This is a genomic window from Nocardioides sp. 1609, assembly GCF_004522105.1.
Taxonomy (GTDB): Bacteria; Actinomycetota; Actinomycetes; order Propionibacteriales; family Nocardioidaceae; genus Nocardioides.
Genome location: NZ_SPUJ01000012.1, coordinates 1 through 19,778, shown reverse-complemented (window position 1 = coordinate 19,778; position 19,778 = coordinate 1). Strand labels below are relative to the sequence as shown.

Annotated in this window: 20 protein-coding genes; 15 read left to right on the top strand and 5 right to left on the bottom strand. The window is 74.0% G+C overall.

Annotated features, from left to right (window positions below; all coding sequences use genetic code 11):
- Positions 1-24 precede the first annotated feature (24 nt).
- The 5 genes from E4623_RS22125 to E4623_RS22870 are packed head-to-tail and all read left to right on the top strand — an operon-like array spanning position 25 to position 4,749.
- Positions 25-1,650, top strand: a complete 1,626-nt coding sequence (locus tag E4623_RS22125) for an HlyD family efflux transporter periplasmic adaptor subunit (RefSeq protein ID WP_134768753.1) — start codon at positions 25-27, stop codon at positions 1,648-1,650.
- Entirely contained in the window at positions 1,647-2,402 is a 756-nt protein-coding gene (locus tag E4623_RS22120) for an ABC transporter ATP-binding protein (RefSeq protein WP_134768752.1), read from the top strand. The genes E4623_RS22125 and E4623_RS22120 overlap by 4 nt, the downstream gene beginning before the upstream one ends.
- Positions 2,399-3,700: an ABC transporter permease gene (locus E4623_RS22115; RefSeq protein WP_134768751.1), complete on the top strand. Its 1,302-nt coding sequence runs from the start codon at positions 2,399-2,401 to the stop codon at positions 3,698-3,700. Before E4623_RS22120 ends, E4623_RS22115 begins: the two co-directional genes overlap by 4 nt.
- A gap of 9 nt (positions 3,701-3,709) precedes the next feature.
- Positions 3,710-4,222, top strand: coding sequence for a hypothetical protein (locus tag E4623_RS22110; protein ID WP_134768750.1), 513 nt, complete (start codon positions 3,710-3,712; stop codon positions 4,220-4,222).
- Between the two features lie 32 nt (positions 4,223-4,254).
- On the top strand, positions 4,255-4,749 hold the full coding sequence (locus tag E4623_RS22870; RefSeq protein WP_167736806.1) for a hypothetical protein: 495 nt from the start codon (positions 4,255-4,257) through the stop codon (positions 4,747-4,749).
- A gap of 61 nt (positions 4,750-4,810) precedes the next feature.
- Here the strand turns inward: E4623_RS22870 and E4623_RS22105 are convergent, their stop codons facing one another.
- The 5 genes from E4623_RS22105 to E4623_RS22085 form a co-directional block, all read right to left on the bottom strand.
- Positions 4,811-5,764, bottom strand: a complete 954-nt coding sequence (locus E4623_RS22105) for an SDR family NAD(P)-dependent oxidoreductase (protein WP_134768749.1) — start codon at positions 5,762-5,764, stop codon at positions 4,811-4,813.
- An 86-nt stretch (positions 5,765-5,850) separates the two neighbouring features.
- On the bottom strand, positions 5,851-6,777 hold the full coding sequence (locus E4623_RS22100) for an ATP-grasp fold amidoligase family protein (protein ID WP_209020830.1): 927 nt from the start codon (positions 6,775-6,777) through the stop codon (positions 5,851-5,853).
- Positions 6,774-7,952 (bottom strand): acyl-CoA desaturase, encoded by a 1,179-nt coding sequence (locus E4623_RS22095; protein ID WP_134768748.1) that lies wholly within the window; start codon positions 7,950-7,952, stop codon positions 6,774-6,776. The genes E4623_RS22100 and E4623_RS22095 overlap by 4 nt, the downstream gene beginning before the upstream one ends.
- 59 nt (positions 7,953-8,011) lie before the next feature.
- Positions 8,012-8,974, bottom strand: a complete 963-nt coding sequence (locus tag E4623_RS22090; protein ID WP_134768747.1) for a pyridoxal-phosphate dependent enzyme — start codon at positions 8,972-8,974, stop codon at positions 8,012-8,014.
- A 94-nt stretch (positions 8,975-9,068) separates the two neighbouring features.
- Entirely contained in the window at positions 9,069-9,344 is a 276-nt protein-coding gene (locus E4623_RS22085) for a hypothetical protein (RefSeq protein ID WP_134768746.1), read from the bottom strand.
- 187 nt (positions 9,345-9,531) lie between these two features.
- Here E4623_RS22085 and E4623_RS22080 point away from each other — a divergent pair, with 187 nt between their 5' ends.
- The 10 genes from E4623_RS22080 to E4623_RS22040 all read left to right on the top strand — a co-directional run bounded on the left by E4623_RS22080 (position 9,532) and on the right by E4623_RS22040 (position 19,513).
- Positions 9,532-10,470 carry a hypothetical protein gene (locus tag E4623_RS22080; RefSeq protein ID WP_134768745.1) on the top strand — a complete coding sequence of 313 codons (939 nt, stop codon included), beginning with the start codon at positions 9,532-9,534 and terminating at the stop codon, positions 10,468-10,470.
- A gap of 82 nt (positions 10,471-10,552) precedes the next feature.
- On the top strand, positions 10,553-11,131 hold the full coding sequence (locus E4623_RS22075) for a GNAT family protein (protein WP_134768744.1): 579 nt from the start codon (positions 10,553-10,555) through the stop codon (positions 11,129-11,131).
- 281 nt (positions 11,132-11,412) lie between these two features.
- The gene (locus E4623_RS22070; RefSeq protein WP_134768743.1) at positions 11,413-12,603 is read left to right on the top strand and encodes an inositol-3-phosphate synthase; all 1,191 of its coding nucleotides are present in this window, start codon (positions 11,413-11,415) and stop codon (positions 12,601-12,603) included.
- Positions 12,596-13,471 carry an SCO3242 family prenyltransferase gene (locus E4623_RS22065; RefSeq protein WP_209020829.1) on the top strand — a complete coding sequence of 292 codons (876 nt, stop codon included), beginning with the start codon at positions 12,596-12,598 and terminating at the stop codon, positions 13,469-13,471. Before E4623_RS22070 ends, E4623_RS22065 begins: the two co-directional genes overlap by 8 nt.
- Positions 13,468-14,358, top strand: a complete 891-nt coding sequence (locus E4623_RS22865) for a sugar phosphate isomerase/epimerase family protein (protein ID WP_167736805.1) — start codon at positions 13,468-13,470, stop codon at positions 14,356-14,358. The genes E4623_RS22065 and E4623_RS22865 overlap by 4 nt, the downstream gene beginning before the upstream one ends.
- Complete coding sequence (locus E4623_RS22860; protein WP_167736804.1) at positions 14,355-14,987, top strand: EboA domain-containing protein; 633 nt, start codon at positions 14,355-14,357, stop codon at positions 14,985-14,987. The genes E4623_RS22865 and E4623_RS22860 overlap by 4 nt, the downstream gene beginning before the upstream one ends.
- Positions 14,987-15,847: a TatD family hydrolase gene (locus E4623_RS22055; protein ID WP_134768742.1), complete on the top strand. Its 861-nt coding sequence runs from the start codon at positions 14,987-14,989 to the stop codon at positions 15,845-15,847. The genes E4623_RS22860 and E4623_RS22055 overlap by 1 nt, the downstream gene beginning before the upstream one ends.
- Complete coding sequence (gene eboE, locus E4623_RS22050; RefSeq protein ID WP_134768741.1) at positions 15,844-17,058, top strand: metabolite traffic protein EboE; 1,215 nt, start codon at positions 15,844-15,846, stop codon at positions 17,056-17,058. The genes E4623_RS22055 and eboE overlap by 4 nt, the downstream gene beginning before the upstream one ends.
- On the top strand, positions 17,055-18,449 hold the full coding sequence (locus E4623_RS22045) for a nucleotide pyrophosphatase/phosphodiesterase family protein (RefSeq protein WP_134768740.1): 1,395 nt from the start codon (positions 17,055-17,057) through the stop codon (positions 18,447-18,449). The genes eboE and E4623_RS22045 overlap by 4 nt, the downstream gene beginning before the upstream one ends.
- A gap of 56 nt (positions 18,450-18,505) precedes the next feature.
- Positions 18,506-19,513 (top strand): sugar phosphate isomerase/epimerase family protein, encoded by a 1,008-nt coding sequence (locus E4623_RS22040; protein ID WP_134768739.1) that lies wholly within the window; start codon positions 18,506-18,508, stop codon positions 19,511-19,513.
- Positions 19,514-19,778 lie beyond the last annotated feature (265 nt).

Genomic DNA, 19,778 nt, shown 5'->3' with positions numbered 1-19,778 from the left:
TCCACGACCTGACAAGGAGCACCCATGAGCAACCTGGACCCGACATCCGTCGTGCCCGGCCTCGACCACGACGAACCCGTCGAGCACGAGCCGGCCGGGGGCCGGCGCCGGCTGCTCCGACGGGGCCGGGTCCTCAACGGCGTGCTCGCGCTCGCCCTGCTCCTGGTCGCGGGACTCATCGTGACCACCGTCCGCGACGGCCAGGCCGAGCCGACGACAGCCGCGCAGGTCGTGGAGGTGGACACCGGGGAGGTGACCGCGACGGTGTCGGCCAACGGGAACATCGCCGCCGGGACCACGGCCAACGTCGACTTCGCGGGGAGCGGGGGCGTGGTGACGGACATCCTGGTCCAGCCCGGCGACGTGGTGCGCGAGGGCCAGCTGCTGGCCCGGGTCGACCGGACCACCGCGGAGCAGGCACTGGCGCAGGCGCGGGTCGCGCTCGAGTCCGCGCGGGCCGCCTACGCCACCACGGTCCAGCAGCAGACCTCGGCGGAGAGCCAGCTCGACGAGCGCTCCGTCGACCAGGCGGAGGTGGCCGTCGAGGGCGCCCGGGTCAGCCTCCGCTCGGCCCGCCAGAGCCTGGCGCTGACCCGCCGGCAGCAGGACGCGAGCCTGCGCCGAGCCGAGGACGCGCTCGCCGATGCCCGGCGGGCGCTCGGACGGGCTCGCGCTGCCCACCAGTCGGCGCCGACCCCGGAGAGCGGCGCGGCCGTCGATGCCGCACGGGCGCAGGTCACCACCGCTCGGTCCCAGGCGGTGACGGCCAGGCAGGCCCGGGCCTCCGGCATCCTGCAGGCCCGCCAGCAGGTCGCGACGGCCGACCAGCAGGTGAGGTCGGCCCGCGCGAGCCTCTCCTCGGCCCGGGCCTCCGTGGCCGTCAACCGCCAGGGGCCGACCACCGGCGTGGTGGCGCAGGCCCAGGCAGGGGTCGACAGCGCGCGGATCGGCGTGGCCGAGGCGCGGGAGGCGCGGGACCAGACCGACCTGGTGGCACCGACGCGCGGACGGGTGGCCCAGGTCAACGGCACGGTCGGCGAGCCCTCCAGCGGCAGCGGCGCGAGCAGCTCCTCGACCGAGTCCGCGAGCAGCTCCTCGACGACCAGCGCGACGACGGACGCGTCCGGCTTCATCGTGCTGACCGCGACCGATGCGCTGCAGGTCACGGCCGACGTGGCGGAGGCCGACATCGCCGAGGTCGAGGTCGGCCAGGTCGCGGTCGTGACGCTGTCGGCCGACGGGACGGAGGTCGGAGGCACCGTGACGGCGGTCGACTCGATCGAGACGATCACCAACAACGTCGTCGAGTACGGCGTCACCGTGACGCTCGACAGCTCGAAGGGCGTGCGCCTGGGCCAGAGCAGCCAGGTGGTCGTCACCACCGGCTCCAGGTCGTCGGTCCTGCGTGTCTCCAGCAGCGCCCTGACCACGATCGGACAGCGGACCACGGCGACGGTCGAGCAGCCCGACGGCACCACCAGCACGGTCCAGGTGACCACCGGTCTCGAGGGCGACGGGTTCACCGAGGTGCTGGACGGTCTCGCCGACGGGGCGACCGTCGTGGTCCCGCAGGCGGCCGACCCCGGCACCGGGTTCACCTTCCCCGGCGGTGGCGGTGGCGGCGGCGGTCTCGGCGGAGGACTGCCGTGAACCTCTCACCGACCGGTCACCCGGTCATCGACGTCGCCGGGCTGCGGAAGACCTACGGTCGCGGCGAGGCCGAGGTGCACGCGCTCGACGGTGTCGACCTGCGGGTGGAGCGGGGCGACTACCTCGCCATCATGGGTGCCTCGGGATCGGGCAAGTCGACCCTGATGAACATCATCGGGTGCCTCGACGTCGGAACCGGTGGGCGCTACCGCCTGGACGGCATCGACGTGCGGCGTCTCGACGAGCACCGGCTCGCGCTCGTGCGCAACCGCAAGATCGGGTTCATCTTCCAGAGCTTCAACCTGATCGCGCGCACCACGGCACAGCGCAACGTCGAGCTCCCCCTCGCCTACGCCGGGGTCCGGTCGGCCGAGCGTGCGGCGCGGGCCTCCGCGTCCCTCGCGCGGGTCGGGCTCGCCAACCGCGCCTCGCACGTCCCGTCCGAGCTGTCGGGCGGGCAGCAGCAGCGGGTCGCGGTGGCCCGTGCCATCGTCACCGAGCCGGTGCTCCTGCTGGCGGACGAGCCCACGGGGGCCCTCGACAGCCGCAGCACCGCCGACGTGCTATCGCTGTTCGACGAGCTCGCCGCGACCGGGCGAACCGTCGTCGTCATCACCCACGAGGACGAGGTCGCCGAGCACGCCAAGCGCATCATCCACATGTCCGACGGCCGGATCGTCTCCGACCTCCGCCAGACCGGGCTCCACGAGCCCCCGCCGCGCTGGCGCGGCACGGAGGTGGCAGCGCCGTGAACGTCCCGGAGACTGCGCGGTTCGCCTGGCAAGGAGTGACGGCCAACCGGACGCGCTCGGCCCTCACCACGCTCGGCGTGCTCATCGGGGTGGCTGCCGTGATCGTCCTGGTCGCGGTCGGCACGGGGTCCAGCAAGGCCGTGCAGGACTCGATCAGCTCGCTCGGGAGCAACACGCTCACCGTCTCCGCCAGTGCGGGGGCCGGCGGTGGAGGAGGGGCCGGCGGTGGCGGGTTCCCCGTCGGGGGCCCCGGGGGGCCAGGGGGCTTCGGGGGCGACACCACGACGAGCGAGGGAGCCACCTCGAGCCGGGCCGCGGAGCTCACGATGGAGGACGCCGAGGCCATCGCCACGAGCGAGGACGCCCCCCACGTCCTCGGCGTCGCCCCGGTGGTCTCGGCCTCGTCGGTGACAGCGACCTACAGCGGCGCCTCGCACGACGTCGGCACGTTCACCGGAACCACGCCGTCGTACCTCGTGATCGACAGCTCGACGGTCGAGGAGGGCCACGCCTTCACCGACGACGACTACACCAGCCGGCGGCGGGTGGCCCTGGTGGGACGGACCGTGGCCGAGGAGCTCGTCGGCTCCGACGTCAGCAGCGTGGTCGGCCAGACGGTGTCCTTCAACGGCTTCCAGTTCGAGGTCGTCGGCATCCTGGCCGAGAAGGGCAGCACCGGGCCGATGGACTCCGACGACCGCGTCATCGCGCCGGCCACCTCCGTGCAGGACACGTTGTCGGGGTACGGCGCGCTCGACTCGATCTCGGTCAAGGCGACCTCGGCGGACGACGTCACCGCGGCCCAGGGCGAGGTCCAGACGATCCTCGACGCCCGCCACGACGTCTCCGCGACCGACCGCGACTACAGCATCAGCAGCGCCTCGTCGATCCTCGAGGCGGCCACGTCGTCCAACCAGACGCTCACGGTCCTCCTCGGTGCCGTGGCGGCGATCTCGCTCCTGGTCGGTGGCATCGGGGTCATGAACATCATGCTGGTGACCGTCACCGAGCGCACGAGGGAGATCGGGATCCGCAAGGCCATCGGGGCCAGCAGGTCCGACATCGTCGGGCAGTTCCTCGCCGAGGCGGTGCTGCTGTCGCTCTTCGGCGGGGTGGTCGGCGTCGTCCTCGGGCTCGTCGGGTCGCAGTTCACCATCGTCGGCGTCGAACCCGTGGTGGCGCCGTACTCGGTGGGCCTGGCCTTCGGGGTCGCGATCCTCATCGGTCTCTTCTTCGGTCTCTACCCCGCCAACCGGGCCGCCTCGCTGCGCCCGATCGACGCCCTTCGCTATGAGTGAGGAATCCGCATGACCAGCACGGTCGACGACACGATGCTCGACGAGGAATGGCTCGCAGCGCCCCGGAGGCGCTCCCGCTCCAGGTCGGTGCTGGCCGCCGCCCTGGTCGCCTCGCTCTGCTTCCTGGGAGGAGCGCTCACCCAGAAGAACCTCGGTGCGGACGACGGCGCCGCCGCTGCGCCGGGAGGACCGCCCGCCGGGGTGCCGGAAGGGCTCGGAGCGGGCGCGGGCGGTCTGCCCGGCGGCCTGCCCGGCGACCAGCAGGGGACGGGTGCCCAGCCGGCCGAGACCGAGGACGGGGAGGAGGACGAGGTCATCGGCACGGTGGTCGAGAAGAACGGCGACGTGTGGGTCGTGGAGGACCTCGGGGGCACGCGCCACGACGTCACCGTCGCCGGCGACACCTCGGTCCTCCGCGAGGTCCGGCTGACACCGGCCCGGGTCAGGGCCGGCGACCAGGTGCAGATCACCGGGGTCGCGCGCGACGACGGGCTCCAGGCAACCACCGTCACCCTCCGGTGACGTCCGCACACCCACGAGTCGACAGGCACCCCATGACACCAGCACGCACGATCACCAGCAGGATCACCGGCAGGATCACCGGCACGATCACCGGCGCGACCACCCTCGCGCTCGTCCTCGCCCTGACCGGGTGCGGTTCCGACGACTCCGCGGGCACGCCGGCCACGAGCTCGGCCGCCCCGGACGTCGGCGCCACACCCCCGGCCGGCGACGGACTCGACGCGGGCCAGCTCGAGAAGATCAGCGAGTGCCTCGTCGCCGCCGGGGTCGAGGACTTCACGACCGGGCTGCCCACGGACGTGCCGACCGACGTGCCGACCGACGTGCCGACCGACCTGCCGACCGACCTGCCGGAGGGCGTCGACCCAGGGAGCATCGACCCCGAGGACCTGCCCGAGGGCTTCCCCAGCGAGGGTGCCGGCGGTGGGGGCGCCGGCCTCTCCGCCCTCCAGGATCCCGAGGTCCAGGACGCGCTGGATGCCTGCGGGATCGAGCTGCCGCAACGACCCGACCCGTCCGAGGGCTGATGCGGGGGCGCGACCCCCGGCCGGCCCGGGCGGGGTGGCGGCCCCTGGGTCCCCCGCCGTGTCAGCGCTGGCTGCGTTGCTGCCGGAGGTTCGCCAGCACCCGACCCGCGGCGCTGCGGTACCCGCCGTGCAGCCGGTCGTGGTCCTCCCGGGGAGCCAGGACGTTGCCGGGACCGGGGGCGACGGGGCGGGTGAGGTCGGTGGCGCCGACCGGGAAGGCCGGGCCCACCAGCCGGTCGTAGACCGCGGGGAGGAAGGAGAAGCCGAGTCGGAGCACCTCGTTGGTCAGGCCGAGCTGGTCGCGTCGGTGAGGCCGGTCGAGCCGGGCCAGGACCTGGCGCGCCACCCGCTCCGGGCTCGAGACCGGCGGGGGTGGACGTCCGGCGTACCCGGCGTAGTTGGCGGCCTGCCGGTAGATGGGGGTGTCCACGCCGCCGGGCGCCACGTAGCCGATCGCGACACCGGGGCGATCGCGGTTCTCGACGGAGAGCTGGCGGGCCAGCGCGCGGACACCCCACTTGCTCAGGACGTACGGGCTCATCGACGGGACGGCGAGGTGGCCGACGACCGAGCCCACCAGCAGCAGCGCCCCGGCGCCCTGGCGACGCAGCACCGGCACGACGTGGCGCGCCACGTTCACCGACCCCGTGAGGTTGGTGCGCAGCACGGCGTCGAACACGGCGACGGGCACCGACTCGGTGCGTCCGTAGGCGACGACCCCGGCGCAGCTCACCACGGCGTCGAGGCGTCCGTAGCGCTCCAGGACCGAGGCCACCATGGCGGCGACCGCGTCGTCGTCGCCGACGTCCAGCGGCCTGACGAGGACCGACCCGGCGCCCCGGGCCCGGCAGTCCTCCGCCGTCTCGTGGAGCGCGGCCGGGCCCCGGGCCACCAGGACGACGTGCCACCCCGACGCCGACGCGGCGAGGGCGGTGGCCCGGCCGATGCCGCTGGAGCCACCGGTGACCACGAGGACCGGAGGGTCGTGCTCGGACAGCGCAGCGGAGACACCCATGATCACCGGTGCCCAGGACGGGGCGCTTCAGCCACCACCGCGTGCTCGGCAGGTCCGGTGGCTGCCCGGTGGCTGTGCGCGCGCGGTCAGGACCGGTAGCGCGCCGGGACCTGCCAGTGGCTTCCGAACTCCAGGTCGTAGCCGGCGGGGTCGAAGGGGCTGTCCCCGCCGGCGGGGAGGCTGGTCAGTTCCCCAAAGACGACCCGGTCGGCGAGCGCGTACAGGTCGACCCGGACGAAGTCGGTGCCGGCGCCCAGCCGCTCGGCGAGGTCGAGCATCTCGGCGAGGCGTGCGGGGGGACCGATCGGTGGCACGGCCCACGGATGACCGCCGTTGAGCGGCAGGTGCTCCCAGGCACGGGTGTAGAAGTCCTGCGTGCGGTCCCGGAAGCGACCGCGGTCGAGCTGGACGTAGTGGCAGACCCCGTGGAAGACGAAGAACTTGTAGTCGTCGGGGACGTCGTCGTCGCGGCCCGCCAGGAACTCCTCGACCAGGACGCGACGAGGCACGCGGCTGTAGGCCCACTCCCGGTTGGGGCCCTGGCCGTACAGCTGCGTCGCCCAGGCCCGGCCGATCGCGGCGAGGTGGTCGACCGGTGCGTGCTCGGGACGGACGTGACGGTAGACCCAGGCGTACCTCGGTTCCGGCAGCCGCGCCTCGGCGGGGGCGGTGGGGGAGACGATGACGGCGGCGCCGCTCCCGTGGGCCGGCTTCAGGACGAACGCCTCCGGCAGGTCCACCCGGGCGAGGGCGGCGGGGTCGTCCAGGACGTGGAGGGCCCGCGGCAGGACGTCCTCGCCCACCAGGGCCGCGACGTGGTCCCGCACGGCGACCTTGTCGGCCAGGGTGACCATGAGCGCCCGGTGATCCCGGATCATCTTGTAGCGCACCTTCTCGCTGAAGGTGCGCGGGCGGCGGGTGCGCCACAGCCGCCACCAGCGGACCGCCGTGCTGGTCTCCCGCCGGCGCGGACCGCGAGGTGGCGGAAGCTCCCACGGCGACGGTTCGATCACCTGCGGAGGGTGCCGCGTCCCCGACGGCGGATGCCCACCCCGTCCTCGGCGTCGCCCCGGTGGGCGCGCGCGGTGGTCGCGGCCAGCCAGCCGTTCGGGAGCGCGAGTCGCAGGACCTTGTGCCAGGCGCTGCCGACCTGACGCGGCAGGGACGCGCTGTGGTAGCGCAGCCCGTGGCGCTCCATCACCGCCCGCACCGCCGGCGCGATCTGCTGGTAGCGGTTGCTGGGCAAGTCGGGGAAGAGGTGGTGCTCGATCTGGTGCGAGAGGTTCCCGGCGAGCAGGTGCAGGACCGGGGGGCCGCTGATGTTGGCCGAGCCGAGCATCTGGCGCAGGTACCACTCGCCCCTGCTCTCGTCGGGTGCCAGGGAGTCCTGCTCGAACGTCTCGACCCCCTCGGGGAAGTGGCCGCACATGATGATGGAGTGGCTCCACACGTTCCGCAGGAGGTTCGCGGTCAGGTTGGCGGTGAGGGTCGCGCGCCACCCGGGACCGGCCAGCAGGGGATGGATCACGAAGTCCTTCACCGCCTGTCGCCGGGCCCGGGCCAGGGCCACGCCTGCCCGCTCCCGGAGCTCGGGGGAGAACCCCGTGCCCGAGCGGAGCGCCTGCCCGACGCCCAGGTCGTACAGGGCGATGCCGTACTCGAAGAAGCAGGCGTTCAGCAGGTTCAACGCCGGCTGGGCCAGGTGGCGCGGGCGCCAGGGCTGGTCCTCGTCGACGCGGAGGATGCCGTAGCCGAGGTCGTTGTCCTTGCCCAGGATGTTGGTGTAGACGTGGTGCTCCTGGTTGTGCGCCTGCTTCCACTGCTCGGGTGGTGAGGAGTAGTCCCACTCCCAGGTGCTGGAGTGGATCTTGGGGTCGCGCATCCAGTCCCACTGCCCGTGCAGGACGTTGTGCCCGATCTCCATGTTGTCGAGGACCTTCGCCAGCGCCAGGCAGCCGGTCCCCAGCAACCAGGCCGGCCGGTACCGGCCGGCCAGCAGCAGGACGCGGGAGCCAAGCTCCAGCGCGCGCTGCGCTCCGATCACCCGGCGGATGTAGGCGGCGTCGCGGGCACCGCGCCCCTCGAGGACGTCCTGGCGCAGGGCGTCGAGCTCGGCCTCGATCGCCTCGATGTCGTCGGCGGTGAGGTGCGCGACCTGGTTGTGGGGCTTGCGTTGCAGAGCAGTCATCGGTGTCTCGTCACGTGAGGCGGGGGGCGTGGCCTCCGGTACCCAGGATGGGCCTGCTCCTACCCGCCGTTCCGGGCGAGCTCGCGGAGACGACGTCGCGCCTCGTGGTGCCCGAACAGCCCGGGCAGCCCTCCGGTGTGGACCAGGACGGTGCGCTCGCCCCGTCGGACGTCGCCGTCACGGACCGCCGCTACGAGCCCGGCCAGGGCGCGGCCGGTGTAGGTGGGCTCGAGGACCAGACCCTCGGTGCGCCCGGCCAGCAGCACGGCCCGCCAGGCGGGTTCGGCCAGGTCGCCGTAGGACGTACCGACCTGGTCGGTGCGGATGCGGAGCGAGTCCCGGGCGACCGGGCGGTCGAGCAGCAGCCCGGCGACTGCGGAGCGGGGGTCCGGCACCGCGCCGCAGTGGATGCCCAAGACCCGCTCGGCGCCGAGGGTCGAGACCAGCCCGGCCATCGTGCCCCCCGAACCGAGCGCGACCACGACGTGACGCACGTCCGGGACCTGCTCGGCCAGCTCGGCCCCGGCATCCGCGTACCCGCGGACGCTGCTGGGGCTCGACCCGCCGAACGGGACGAGGAAGGGCGTCGCGCCCTCGCTCCGCAGGTCGGCGAGGACCAGATCTGCGGCCGCCCGGAGCCCCGGAGCGTCGACGTCCCCGGCCCACACGACGCGGGCGCCGAACAGGGCGTCGAGCAGGAGGTTCCCCTGGGCGTCGTCGTCGGGCCTGCCGGCCAGGACGAGGACGACGCGCAGCCCGAGTCGAGCACCGGCGGCGGCGGTGAGACGTGCGTGGTTGCTCTGCGCCGCACCGCTGGTCACGAGCGTGTCGGCGCCGACCGCGAGAGCCTCGGCGCACGTCCACTCCAGCTTGCGGATCTTGTTGCCGCCCCCGCCCGGGCCGAGGAGGTCGTCACGCTTCACGAGCAGGTCGCCGGGTCCCAGACCGATCGCGTCGCTCAACCGGTCGGCGACCTCGACAGGTGTGCGAACCGAACCGAGGTCGAGTGGGGAGAGGCTCACCCCCTCTTCCTAGCAGCCGCACCCGGGCGGTACCTCGCGACCGTCGCAGCACGGGCGGCCCGCGGCGCCGGGTCGTCGAGGTCGGGACGTCAGGTCAGGCGGCGCGGAGCGCGGCCACGCGCTTGACGAGGTCGCGCAGGGGGGTGGCGTGCGCGATGAGACGGCGGCCGTCCTGGTCGAGGCCGAAGTGGGCGAGCAGGTCCTGGCGACCCTCGCGCTCGGCCATGAGCATGATCGCGTCGCGGTCGTACTCGGCGGCGAGGTCGGAGGCGCGGGACAGGTCGTCGGCCGCGACGGCTGCGTTGATGGACTCGACGTAGGCGGCGTGGAGGGTGTTGAGCTCGTCGATCAGACGGGTCTGCTGGGTCATGGCGGGTTCCTGGGGAAGTCGGGTTGGTGCCTTCCCTCCAGTGTGGCGGCGCCGTTGGATCGATCCAAGGGTTCGGCCGCGTGAGGTTGGGCACCCGGCGGAGAGGCACGGGTCGGGCACACTGGTGCGCGATGAGCAGCAGCGAGGACCAGCACGTCGAGCCGGCGGTCCACCGCCGCCCGGCGCCGTGACGGACCAGATCGCCGGGGCCGGCCCGGAGCAGGTGCTGGCCGTGGTCGAGCAGATGACCCGCCTGCCGTGGCCCGAGGGCGACGACTGGCTCACCTGGGAGATCGACGGGCTGGAGGGTCGGACGAGCTACCTCGCGCACGTGCTCCCGCTCGCCGCCACGTCGGACGCGGCCGCCCTCGCGTCGTACACGTCGGCGATCACCTCCCTGGCCGACCGACGGTGGGTCACCCGCTACCGCTTCGACGCGACGCGCTTCACCGACGACGCCGGCACCGACCCCGCGTCGTACGACCGGCGCAGCGCGCCCGCGAGCCTGGTGCGCTCGCTCGACGCGCAGGACGCCGCCTGGTGGCGCCGCGGCGACGACGCCGTGGTGCTCGTCGTCGGCTCCACCGCTGCCGGGGAGCCCGCCAGGGCCGCGGTCCTCGTGCTGCCGGTGCAGTGGCTGACCGGTCCGGGGGCCGAGGAGACCGCCCTGCGCTCCCCCCTGGTGGCCGACCTCCTGTCCGGGGAGAAGGACCGCATCCTGCCGGCGGTGTGGGCGGTGGTGAGGACACGCGACCCCGAGGTCCTGACGCCGCTGGTCGGCGCGTCCGCCGCGATCCGGACGGCGACCGCGGACGTCGACCTCGGCGGGGCGCTCGCGTCGAACCGGTGGCACCTCGACCACGCCCTGGTCCGGATCGAGCGCTTCGGGTCGGGCACCTGCCTGTGCGGCGCCTACCCCGACCACCAGTTCTACGACCCCGGGAAGGAGGCGGCACGGGGGCACGTCACGGTCGTGGGGACGGTCCCCAACGACCGCCAGTGGGTGCCCGACCGGATCTGCGAGTGCCGCGACTGCGGCGCGCGGTTCCAGGTGGAGCAGGGCGAGTACCACTACCCGTGGTGGGCGTGGACCGAGGTCGCACCGGCCCGGGACGAGCGAGCCTGAGGGTCCGTCCCGCCGGCGGCCGGCGGACGACGAACGCCCGGGCCGACCCGGGGGACGACGCGCGACCGGGCAGCATGGCGCCATGTCCCTGCCCACCCCCACCCTGCAGACCGCGCGCCTGCGGCTGCGGCCGTTCGCCGACGCGGACGCCGACGCCCTTTTCGCGCTCCACAGCGACGCCCACGTGCTGCGCTACTGGGACGCGCCGCCCTGGACCGACCGCACCCGCGCCGAGCGGTTCATCGCGGCCTGCCGCCAGCTCGCGGACGACGGCACCGGCGCGCGCCTGGTCCTGGAGCGGACCGCCGACGGGGCCTTCCTCGGCTGGTGCGGCCTGACCCGCTGGAACCCCGAGCACCGCAGCGCGTCGCTGGGCTACTGCCTCGACGCCCCGGCGTGGGGTCACGGCTACGCGACCGAGGCCGCCCGCGCCGTGCTCGCCTGGGCCTTCGCCACGGTGGACCTGAACCGGGTCCAGGCCGAGACCGACACCCGCAACCTGGCCTCGGCCCGTGTCCTGGAGAAGGTCGGCTTCCGCCGCGAGGGCACGCTGCGCGAGGACTGCGTCGTGGACGGCGACGTGTCCGACTCCTGGGTCTTCGGCCTGCTCCGGCGCGAGTGGCGGCCCCTGCCGCGGGACCCGGACGCGGCGCCCGCCTGACCGCCGACGGGCGAGGCGGGGGGCCCGGCGAGCACCGGCGTCCAGGTCCCCGTGGGGCGCCGGCCGGCGACCGACGGACCGTTCGGTCAGCCCCCCGTCCACGACCGTGGTTCCGGCGCGGTCGGGGCTCCTCAGATTTGCTTCGCAACGCGCCCACTTTTGCTTGACCCCGACACGAAAGGCTCGTAACTTCGGTTGTGACTGCCATCACCGGCGGTGCGCTCGTCCGGGCCTGTCCGGACGAGCCCGCACGACCCACCGCGACTCGGGAGACGAGCATCATGACGATCGACGACGCCGGGACCACCACGCCGACCCGGACGGGGATCTGGCTGGTCGGCGCGCGAGGCTCGGTGGCCACCACGACCGTGGTCGGCGCCCTGGCGCTGCGCGCCGGGCTGACCGACAGCGTCGGGCTGGTCTCGCAGTTCCCCGAGGTGGCGGTCTCCGGGCTGCCCGAGATCGCCGGGCTGGTCTTCGGCGGCCACGACGTGGCGACGCAGCCGCTGGCCAAGCGGGCCGAGCAGCTGGTCCAGGGCGGCGTCCTGCCGGCGCGCCTGCTGCCGCTGCTGGCCGAGGAGCTGGAGGCCGTCGACCGACGGATCCGCCACGGCCTCGACCCCGCCACCGGTGAGCCGCAGGGCGTCGCGGTCGACCGGCTCCGTGACGACCTGACCGCGTTCCGCACCGCCGAGGGCCTCGACCGGGTGGTCGTGGTCGACGTCGCGAGCACCGAGCCCCCGGCCGGCGCGGTCGCCGCCGACGGCCCGCTGGGCGACCTCGCGGTCCTCGAGTCCGCGCTCGCCGCCGGCGAGAGCCCGCTGCCGCTGTCGTCGGTCTACGCGCTGGCCGCCTACCGGGCCGGCTGCTCCTACGTCTCCTTCACCCCCAGCCCCGGTTCGCGGCTGCCCGCCCTGGCCCAGGCGGCCGAGCGGGCCGGCGTCCCGTGGGCCGGCAGCGACGGCAAGACCGGTGAGACGCTCGTGAAGTCGGCACTGGCGCCGATGTTCGCCACCCGCGCGCTCAAGGTGCGCTCGTGGGCGTCGTACAACATGCTCGGCGGCGGGGACGGAGCGACACTGGCCGACCCCGCCGCCGCTGCCAGCAAGATCGACTCGAAGCGCAACGGTCTCGAGGCGATGCTCGGCCACGAGGTCGACGGTCCCATGCACATCGACAACGTCCCCGACCTCGGCGACTGGAAGACCGCGATGGACCACGTCTCGTTCGAGGGCTTCCTCGGGGTCCGGATGAGCCTGCAGTTCACCTGGTCCGGCTGCGACTCCGCGCTGGCGGCGCCGCTCGTGCTCGACCTCGCGCGGCTCACCGCCCGCGCCCACGAGGCCGGCCGCACCGGTCCGCAGTCCGCGCTCGGGTTCTTCTTCAAGGACCCGGTCGACAGCGACGAGCACCGCCTCGGCGCCCAGTGGGACGCCCTGGTCGCGTGGTGCTCCGGACTCGCCCGTGGCTGAGCGACCCCTGCTGGTCGGCCTGGCCGACCTGGCCGAGCTCGTCCGCGCCCCGGCGGCGCTCAGCGTGCCCGGCGACACCCTGGCCGGGGCGGCGGCCGGCGGCACGCTGTCACCGGCCTCGGCGCTGATGCCGCTCGCCTCGATCTGCCTCTACTGGTCGGGCATGGCGCTCAACGACTACGCCGACCGCGCCCTCGACGCCGTCGAGCGGCCGGAGCGGCCGATCCCCTCGGGCCGGGTCGCCCCGGGCACCGCCCTCGGCATCGCCGCCGGCCTCACCGTCGCCGGCGTCACCACCGCGGCGCTCGCCGGTGGGCGGCCCGCCGCCCGGACGGCGGTCCTGCTCACCGCGGCCGTCTGGTCCTACGACCTCGTGCTGAAGAACGGCCCCGCGGGCCCCGCGGCGATGGCCGCCGCCCGCGGCCTCGACGTCCTGCTCGGCGCCGGTCGCACCCCCGGTGCCGCCGCCGCGCCCGCCCTGCTCGTCGCTGCGCACACCGCCGGTGTGACCGCGCTGAGCCGCGGCGAGGTCCACGGCACCCGCTCCGCCACCGCCGCCTCCGTCACCGCCGTCACGGGCGTCGTCGCCGGCCTCACCGCCTGGCGGGCGCGCGGCCGGGGCCGGGGCGCCGTCCTGCCCGCCGTCCTCGCCGCGACGTACGCCGTCGCCGTCGGACGGGCCCAGGCGCGCGCCGTCTCCGACCCGAGCGCTCCGACGGTCCGCACGGCCACCGGCGCCGGCATCCGGGGGCTGGTGCCGCTGCAGGCCGGCCTGCTCGCCGGGTCCGACGCCCCCCGCACCGCGGTGGCGCTGCTCGCCGCGGCCCCGGCCGCGGCCTGGGCCTCGAAGGTGGTCTCGCCGACATGAGCGGCCCGCTCCGCTACGGGTACGGCACCAACGGGCTGACCAGCCACCGCCTCGACGACGCCGTCGACCTGCTCGCCGACCTCGGCTACGACGGCGTCGCGCTCACCCTCGACCACCTCCACCTCGACCCCTTCGCACCCGAGCTGCCCGCCCGCACCGCGACGGTGGCCCGGCACCTCGAGCGCCGCGGGATGGCGGTCGTCGTCGAGACCGGCGCGCGCTACCTGCTCGACCCGCGGCGCAAGCACGAGCCGACCTTCGTCTCCGACGAGGGCCGCGACCGCCGGGTCGACTACCTGCACCGCGCCGTCGAGGTCGCGGCCGACCTCGGCGCCGAGGCGGTGTCGTTCTGGTCGGGCATCCTGCCCACCGGGGTGGACGCCGCCACCGGGTGGGACCGGCTCGTGGCCGGCGTGGCCGAGGTCCTCACCCTCGCCGAGCGCCGCGGCGTCGTGTGCGCCTTCGAGCCCGAGCCCGGCATGGCGGTCGACACCCTCGACGGCGTCCTCGAGCTGCGCCGTCGTCTCGGCGACCCCGACAGCCTGCGCGTCACCCTCGACCTCGGCCACGTCGTCTGCAACGAGCCGCGGGGGATGGCCGAGACCATCCACCGCGCCGGCGACCTGATCGCCAACGTCCAGGTCGACGACATGGTGCCCGGCGTCCACGAGCACCTCGAGATCGGCACCGGTGAGGTCGACTTCGTCGAGGCGCTCGGCGCCCTGCGCGCCGTCGGGTACGCCGGCCTGGCGGCCCTCGAGCTGCCCCGTCAGTCCCACGCCGCCCCGGCGGTGGCCGAGCGGTCGCTGCGGCTGCTGCGCGCGGCCGAGTCCCAGTCCGCAGACGAGGCCGAGGCCCGCCTCCCCGAGCCGGCGGAGCGCCGATGACGACCCTCGACGAGCAGACCGAGCAGCGGCTGGTCGCCGCCGAGACCGCGGTGCGCTCCGACCCCACCCGCGTCCGCTCCCTCTTCCCCGCCGCCGGCCGCGACATCGGCCGCACCCGGACGGCGCCGGGCGCGGCACCCGGCGAGGTCCGCCTCGAGGACGTCGTCCGCGTGCGGCTGCTGGCCACGCTCGGCGAGGCCCTGGCCGAGGACCCCGACACCCTCGCCCGGGAGGTCGCCGACCTCTACCGGTTCGGCGACGCCGCCGAGCGCCGCGCGGTGCTGCTCGGGCTCGCCACGCTGGTCGACGCCGGTCGGGGCGAGCGCGCCGCGCTGCTGGTGCACGACGCGCTGCGCACCAACGACGTCCGCCTGGTCGCCGCCGCCCTCGGCCCGGCCGGGGCAGCACTGCTGGACGCGGACGCGTTCCGGCAGGCGGTGCTCAAGTGCCTGTTCGTCGGCGTCCCGCTCGACCTCGTCGCCGGGCTCGACCAGCGCGCCGACGCCCCCCTGCGCACGATGGTCGCGTCGTACGCCGACGAGCGGCGCGCGGCCGGACGGGCCGTGCCCGACGACGCCCTGACCCTGTTGGACCCCGCCGGGCCCGACGCCCCGACCCAGGAGTCCTGATGCGCATCTTCGACCCGCACATCCACATGACCTCGCGCACGACCGACGACTACGAGGCGATGCACGCCGCCGGCGTCCGCGCCGTCGTGGAGCCGGCGTTCTGGCTGGGCCAGCCGCGCACGGGCGTCGACTCGTTCATCGACTACTTCGACGCCCTGCTGGGCTGGGAGCGGTTCCGCGCCGCCCAGTTCGGGATCGCCCACCACTGCACGATCGCCCTGAACCCGAAGGAGGCCAACGACCCGCGCTGCACCCCGGTCCTCGACCTCCTGCCGCGCTACCTCGCCAAGGACGGCGTCGTCGCCGTCGGCGAGGTCGGCTTCGACTCGATGACCGAGGCCGAGGAGACGGCGTTCACCCGCCAGCTCGAGCTGGCCGGCGAGCACGGCCTGCCGGCGATGGTGCACACCCCGCACCGCGACAAGCTGGCCGGCACCCACCGCACCCTCGAGCTCGTCGCCGCCGTGGGGCTGCCGGCCGGGCACGTGCTGGTCGACCACCTCAACGAGGTCACCGTCGACGTCGTCGACGACGCAGGGGCGTGGATGGGCTTCTCGATCTACCCCGACACCAAGATGGACCCGCACCGCATGGTGGCGATCCTGGAGCGCCGCGGGCTCGACCGGGTGCTGGTCAACAGCGCCGCCGACTGGGGACGCAGCGACCCGCTGACCACGCGGCAGACCGGGGACGCGATGCTCGCCGCCGGCTTCTCCGACGACGACGTCGACCGGGTCCTGTGGCGCAACCCCGTCGAGTTCTACGGCCAGAGCGGGCGGCTGCTGCTGGAGACCCCGCAGGTCAAGGCCACCGACACCTTCGAGGGCTCCTCGGTCCTCCGCGGCGAGCGGGCGTCGTGAGGTTCCGTCACCGCGACGGCAGCCTCGTCCACCTCTCCTACGGCAGCAACGTCCACCCGGCCGAGACCGTCGACGGGATCATCGCCCAGCTGCGCACCTACGCGGCCGGCGTCCGCTCGGCCCTCGACGCCGACGTCCTCGGGGTGGGGCTGTGGCTGCCGGCGGCCGTGGCCCACGAGCTCGCCGAGGACCGGGGCGCCCGCGACCGGGTCCGCCAGGTGCTGCGCGCCGAGCGGCTCGAGGTCGTCACCGTCAACGCCTTCCCCTACCGCGGCTTCCACGACGACGTCGTCAAGAAGGCCGTCTACCACCCCGACTGGACCGAGGACGCCCGGCTCACCTTCACCCTGGACTGCGCGCGGGTGCTGGCCGACCTGCTGCCCGACGAGGCCGCCCGCGGCAGCGTCTCCACCCTTCCGCTCGGCTGGCGCACCCCCTGGGACGACGACCAGGACCGTGCGGCCGCCGACCTGCTGCACCGTCTCTCCGACGGCCTCGCCACGCTGGCCGACGACGTCGGTCGCCCCGTGCGGGTCGGGCTCGAGCCCGAGCCGGGCTGCGTGGTCGAGACCGCCGCGGACGCCGTCGAACGACTCGCCTGGCTCGCCGACCTCGGTCCCGGGCTGGTCGGGGTGTGCGTCGACACCTGCCACCTCGCCGTCGGCTTCGAGGAGGTGGCCGACGCGCTCGTCGACCTCGGGTCCGTCGGGCTGCCGGTGGTCAAGGTGCAGGCCTCGGCGGCCCTGCACGCCGCCCGCCCCGCCGACGACGAGACCCGCGCCGCCCTCGAGGGCTGGGCCGAGGGCCGCTTCCTGCACCAGACCCGCGAGCCGGTCGGCGCCGAGGTGAGCGGACGCGACGACCTCGACGAGGCGCTCGGTCTCGACGGCGCCGGCGGCCAGCCGCTGCCGGCCCGCCGTCCCTGGCGGGTGCACGTGCACGTCCCGGTCCACGCCGACCCGGAGCCGCCGCTGCGCAGCACCCGTCCGCACCTCGAGGCCGGCCTCACCGCGCTGCTCGGCGGCGACCACCCGGTCGTCGACCACGTCGAGGTCGAGACCTACACGTGGGGCGTGCTGCCGCTCGAGCTGCGCCCGCGCGACGACGCCGGCCTCGTCGCCGGCATCGCCGCCGAGCTCGCCTGGGCCCGCGACCGTCTCGTCGCGCTCGGCCTCGACCCCGTCCCCGGACTGCAAGGAGCCACCCCGTGAGCGACACCCCCGCACCGACCCCGTCCCGTCTCCTGGTCGTCGACGTCGTCGGGCTGACCCCCGACCTGCTGCGCCACATGCCCCGCGCCCAGCGGGTGGCGGCGTCCGGGTTCGCGGCCGAGCTCGGCACGGTGCTGCCCGCCGTCACCTGCTCGGTGCAGTCGACCTTCCTGACCGGCCTGCTCCCGCGCGACCACGGCATCGTCGGCAACGGGTGGTACTTCCGCGACCTCGGCGAGGTCCTGCTCTGGCGTCAGCACAACGCGCTCGTCCAGGGCGAGAAGCTGTGGGACGTCATCCGGCGCGACCGTCCCGGCTACAAGGTCGCCAACGTGTGCTGGTGGTACGCCATGGGCGCCGACGTCGACAGCACCGTCACGCCACGGCCCGTCTACCACGCCGACGGCCGCAAGAGCCCCGACTGCTGGACCTGGCCCCCGGAGCTCCACGACCGGCTGACCGACAAGCTCGGGCCGTTCCCGCTCTTCACCTACTGGGGTCCGACCGCGGCCATCCCGAGCTCGCGCTGGATCGTCGAGGCGGCCCGCGAGCTCATGCCGGAGCACGACCTCACCCTGGTCTACGTGCCCCACCTCGACTACGACCTGCAGCGCTTCGGCCCCGACAGCGAGCAGGCCGCCCAGGCCGCCCGCGACGTCGACGAGGTGCTCACGCCCCTGCTCGACGACGCCGAGCGCACCGGCACGACCGTCGTCCTGCTCAGCGAGTACGGCATCACCAAGGCCTCCCGCCCGGTCGACGTCAACCGGTTGCTGCGGCGCGAGGGCCTCCTCCACGTGCACCACAACGCCACCGGCGAGCTGCTGGACCCCTGGACGTCGCGCGCCTTCGCCGTCGCCGACCACCAGGTGGCGCACGTCTACGTCAAGGACCCCGCCGACCTGCCCCGCGTCCGCGCGCTGTGCGAGGCGCTCGACGGTGTCGACCAGGTGCTCGACCGCGAGGGTCAGGCCGAGGTCGGCCTCGACCACGAGCGCGCCGGCGAGCTGGTGCTCGTCGCCGAGCCGGACGCCTGGTTCACCTACTACTACTGGCTCGACGACGCACTCGCGCCCGACTTCGCCAAGGCCGTCGAGATCCACAAGAAGCCCGGCTACGACCCGGCCGAGCTCTTCTTCGACCCCCAGGACCCGCTCGTCAAGGCGCGTGCCGGCCTGACGCTGGTGCGGAAGAAGGTCGGGCTGCGCTACGCCATGAGCGTCGTCCCGCTCGACCCGGCGCCGGTCAGCGGGAGCCACGGCCGGCTGCCGAGCCGACCCGAGGACGGCCCCGTCCTGCTCTGCTCCGACCCGAGCGTCAAGGCCGAGCGCATCGAGGCCACCGACGTCCGCGACCTGCTGGCGAGCCTGGCCACCGGGTCCCGCCCCTGAGCCCGACCTGACCCGTCCGACCCGTCCGACCTGTCCGTTCCGCGAGAGGAACTCCCATGCCCCGTCCGATCACGTTGTTCACCGGCCAGTGGGCCGATCTGCCGTTCGAGGAGGTGGCTCGGTTGGCGTCGGGGTGGGGTTATGACGGTCTGGAGATCGCGTGCTGGGGCGACCACCTCGATCCGTGGCAGGCAGCCGAGGACGATGCGTACGTGCAGGGCAAGCTGGACGTGCTGGAGAAGCACGGGTTGAAGGTGTATGCGATCTCGAACCACCTGAAGGGTCAGGCGGTCTGTGACGACCCGATCGATGGTCGGCACGAGGCGATCTTGTCGAGCCGGGTGTGGGGTGATGGCGACCCTGAGGGGGTGCGGCAGCGGGCGGCGGAGGAGATGAAGCTGACGGCGCGCACGGCGCAGCGGATGGGGGTGGACACGGTGGTGGGGTTCACCGGGTCCTCGATCTGGAAGTACGTGGCGATGTTCCCGCCGGCGAGCGAGGAGATGGTCGCGGCTGGTTATCGTGACTTCGCGGATCGGTGGAACCCGATCCTGGATGTCTTCGACGAGTGCGGGGTGCGGTTCGCCCACGAGGTGCATCCCTCCGAGATCGCCTATGACTACTGGACGACGGTGGCCACGATGGAGGCGATCGGGCATCGTGCGGCGTTCGGGTTGAACTGGGACCCGAGCCACTTCGTGTGGCAGGACCTGGATCCGGTGGGGTTCATGTGGGACTTCAAGGACCGGATCTACCACGTGGACTGCAAGGACGCGAAGCGTCAGGTGGGCAACGGTCGTAACGGTCGGTTGGGGTCGCACCTGCCGTGGGCTGATCCGCGGCGGGGGTGGGACTTCGTCTCGACCGGTCATGGTGATGTGCCGTGGGAGGCGTGTTTCCGGATGTTGAACACGATCGGGTACGACGGGCCGATCTCGGTGGAGTGGGAGGACGCGGGGATGGACCGGTTGGTGGGGGCTCCGGAGGCGTTGGAGTTCGTGCGTCGGTTGGCCTTCGACCCGCCGTCGGCGGCCTTCGACGCCGCCTTCTCGAGCGGCTCCTGACCCCTCCGCCACCCCCTTCCCGACGACTTTCGGGCGACATTTGCACGATTGCTAGTCAGAACTACTTGCCCTGGTGACAGAAGACGCTCTACCTTGGGCGTGCGCACGCGCCCTGTGAGCGCAGTCACAACCAGGACGAGGGGACGACATGCCTGATCTCGGCAAGCGGGAGGACGCGTCATCGACGGCGGTCACCGACGCCGTCGATGGTGATGTGCTGTTGCAGATGAGTGGCATCGTGAAGGTGTTCTCGTCGGTGCGGGCG

Bases quoted from the DNA above. Each gene is read 5' to 3' on its own strand.
- E4623_RS22055 (WP_134768742.1), top strand. From the start codon at position 14,987: ATGCGCATCTTCGACCCGCACATCCACATGACCTCGCGCACGACCGAC.
- E4623_RS22070 (WP_134768743.1), top strand. From the start codon at position 11,413: ATGACGATCGACGACGCCGGGACCACCACGCCGACCCGGACGGGGATC.
- E4623_RS22085 (WP_134768746.1), bottom strand. From the start codon at position 9,344: ATGACCCAGCAGACCCGTCTGATCGACGAGCTCAACACCCTCCACGCC.
- E4623_RS22095 (WP_134768748.1), bottom strand. From the start codon at position 7,952: ATGACTGCTCTGCAACGCAAGCCCCACAACCAGGTCGCGCACCTCACC.
- E4623_RS22105 (WP_134768749.1), bottom strand. From the start codon at position 5,764: ATGGGTGTCTCCGCTGCGCTGTCCGAGCACGACCCTCCGGTCCTCGTG.
- E4623_RS22860 (WP_167736804.1), top strand. From the start codon at position 14,355: ATGACGACCCTCGACGAGCAGACCGAGCAGCGGCTGGTCGCCGCCGAG.
- E4623_RS22110 (WP_134768750.1), top strand. From the start codon at position 3,710: ATGACCAGCACGGTCGACGACACGATGCTCGACGAGGAATGGCTCGCA.
- E4623_RS22870 (WP_167736806.1), top strand. From the start codon at position 4,255: ATGACACCAGCACGCACGATCACCAGCAGGATCACCGGCAGGATCACC.
- E4623_RS22125 (WP_134768753.1), top strand. From the start codon at position 25: ATGAGCAACCTGGACCCGACATCCGTCGTGCCCGGCCTCGACCACGAC.
- E4623_RS22865 (WP_167736805.1), top strand. From the start codon at position 13,468: ATGAGCGGCCCGCTCCGCTACGGGTACGGCACCAACGGGCTGACCAGC.
- E4623_RS22040 (WP_134768739.1), top strand. From the start codon at position 18,506: ATGCCCCGTCCGATCACGTTGTTCACCGGCCAGTGGGCCGATCTGCCG.
- E4623_RS22075 (WP_134768744.1), top strand. From the start codon at position 10,553: ATGTCCCTGCCCACCCCCACCCTGCAGACCGCGCGCCTGCGGCTGCGG.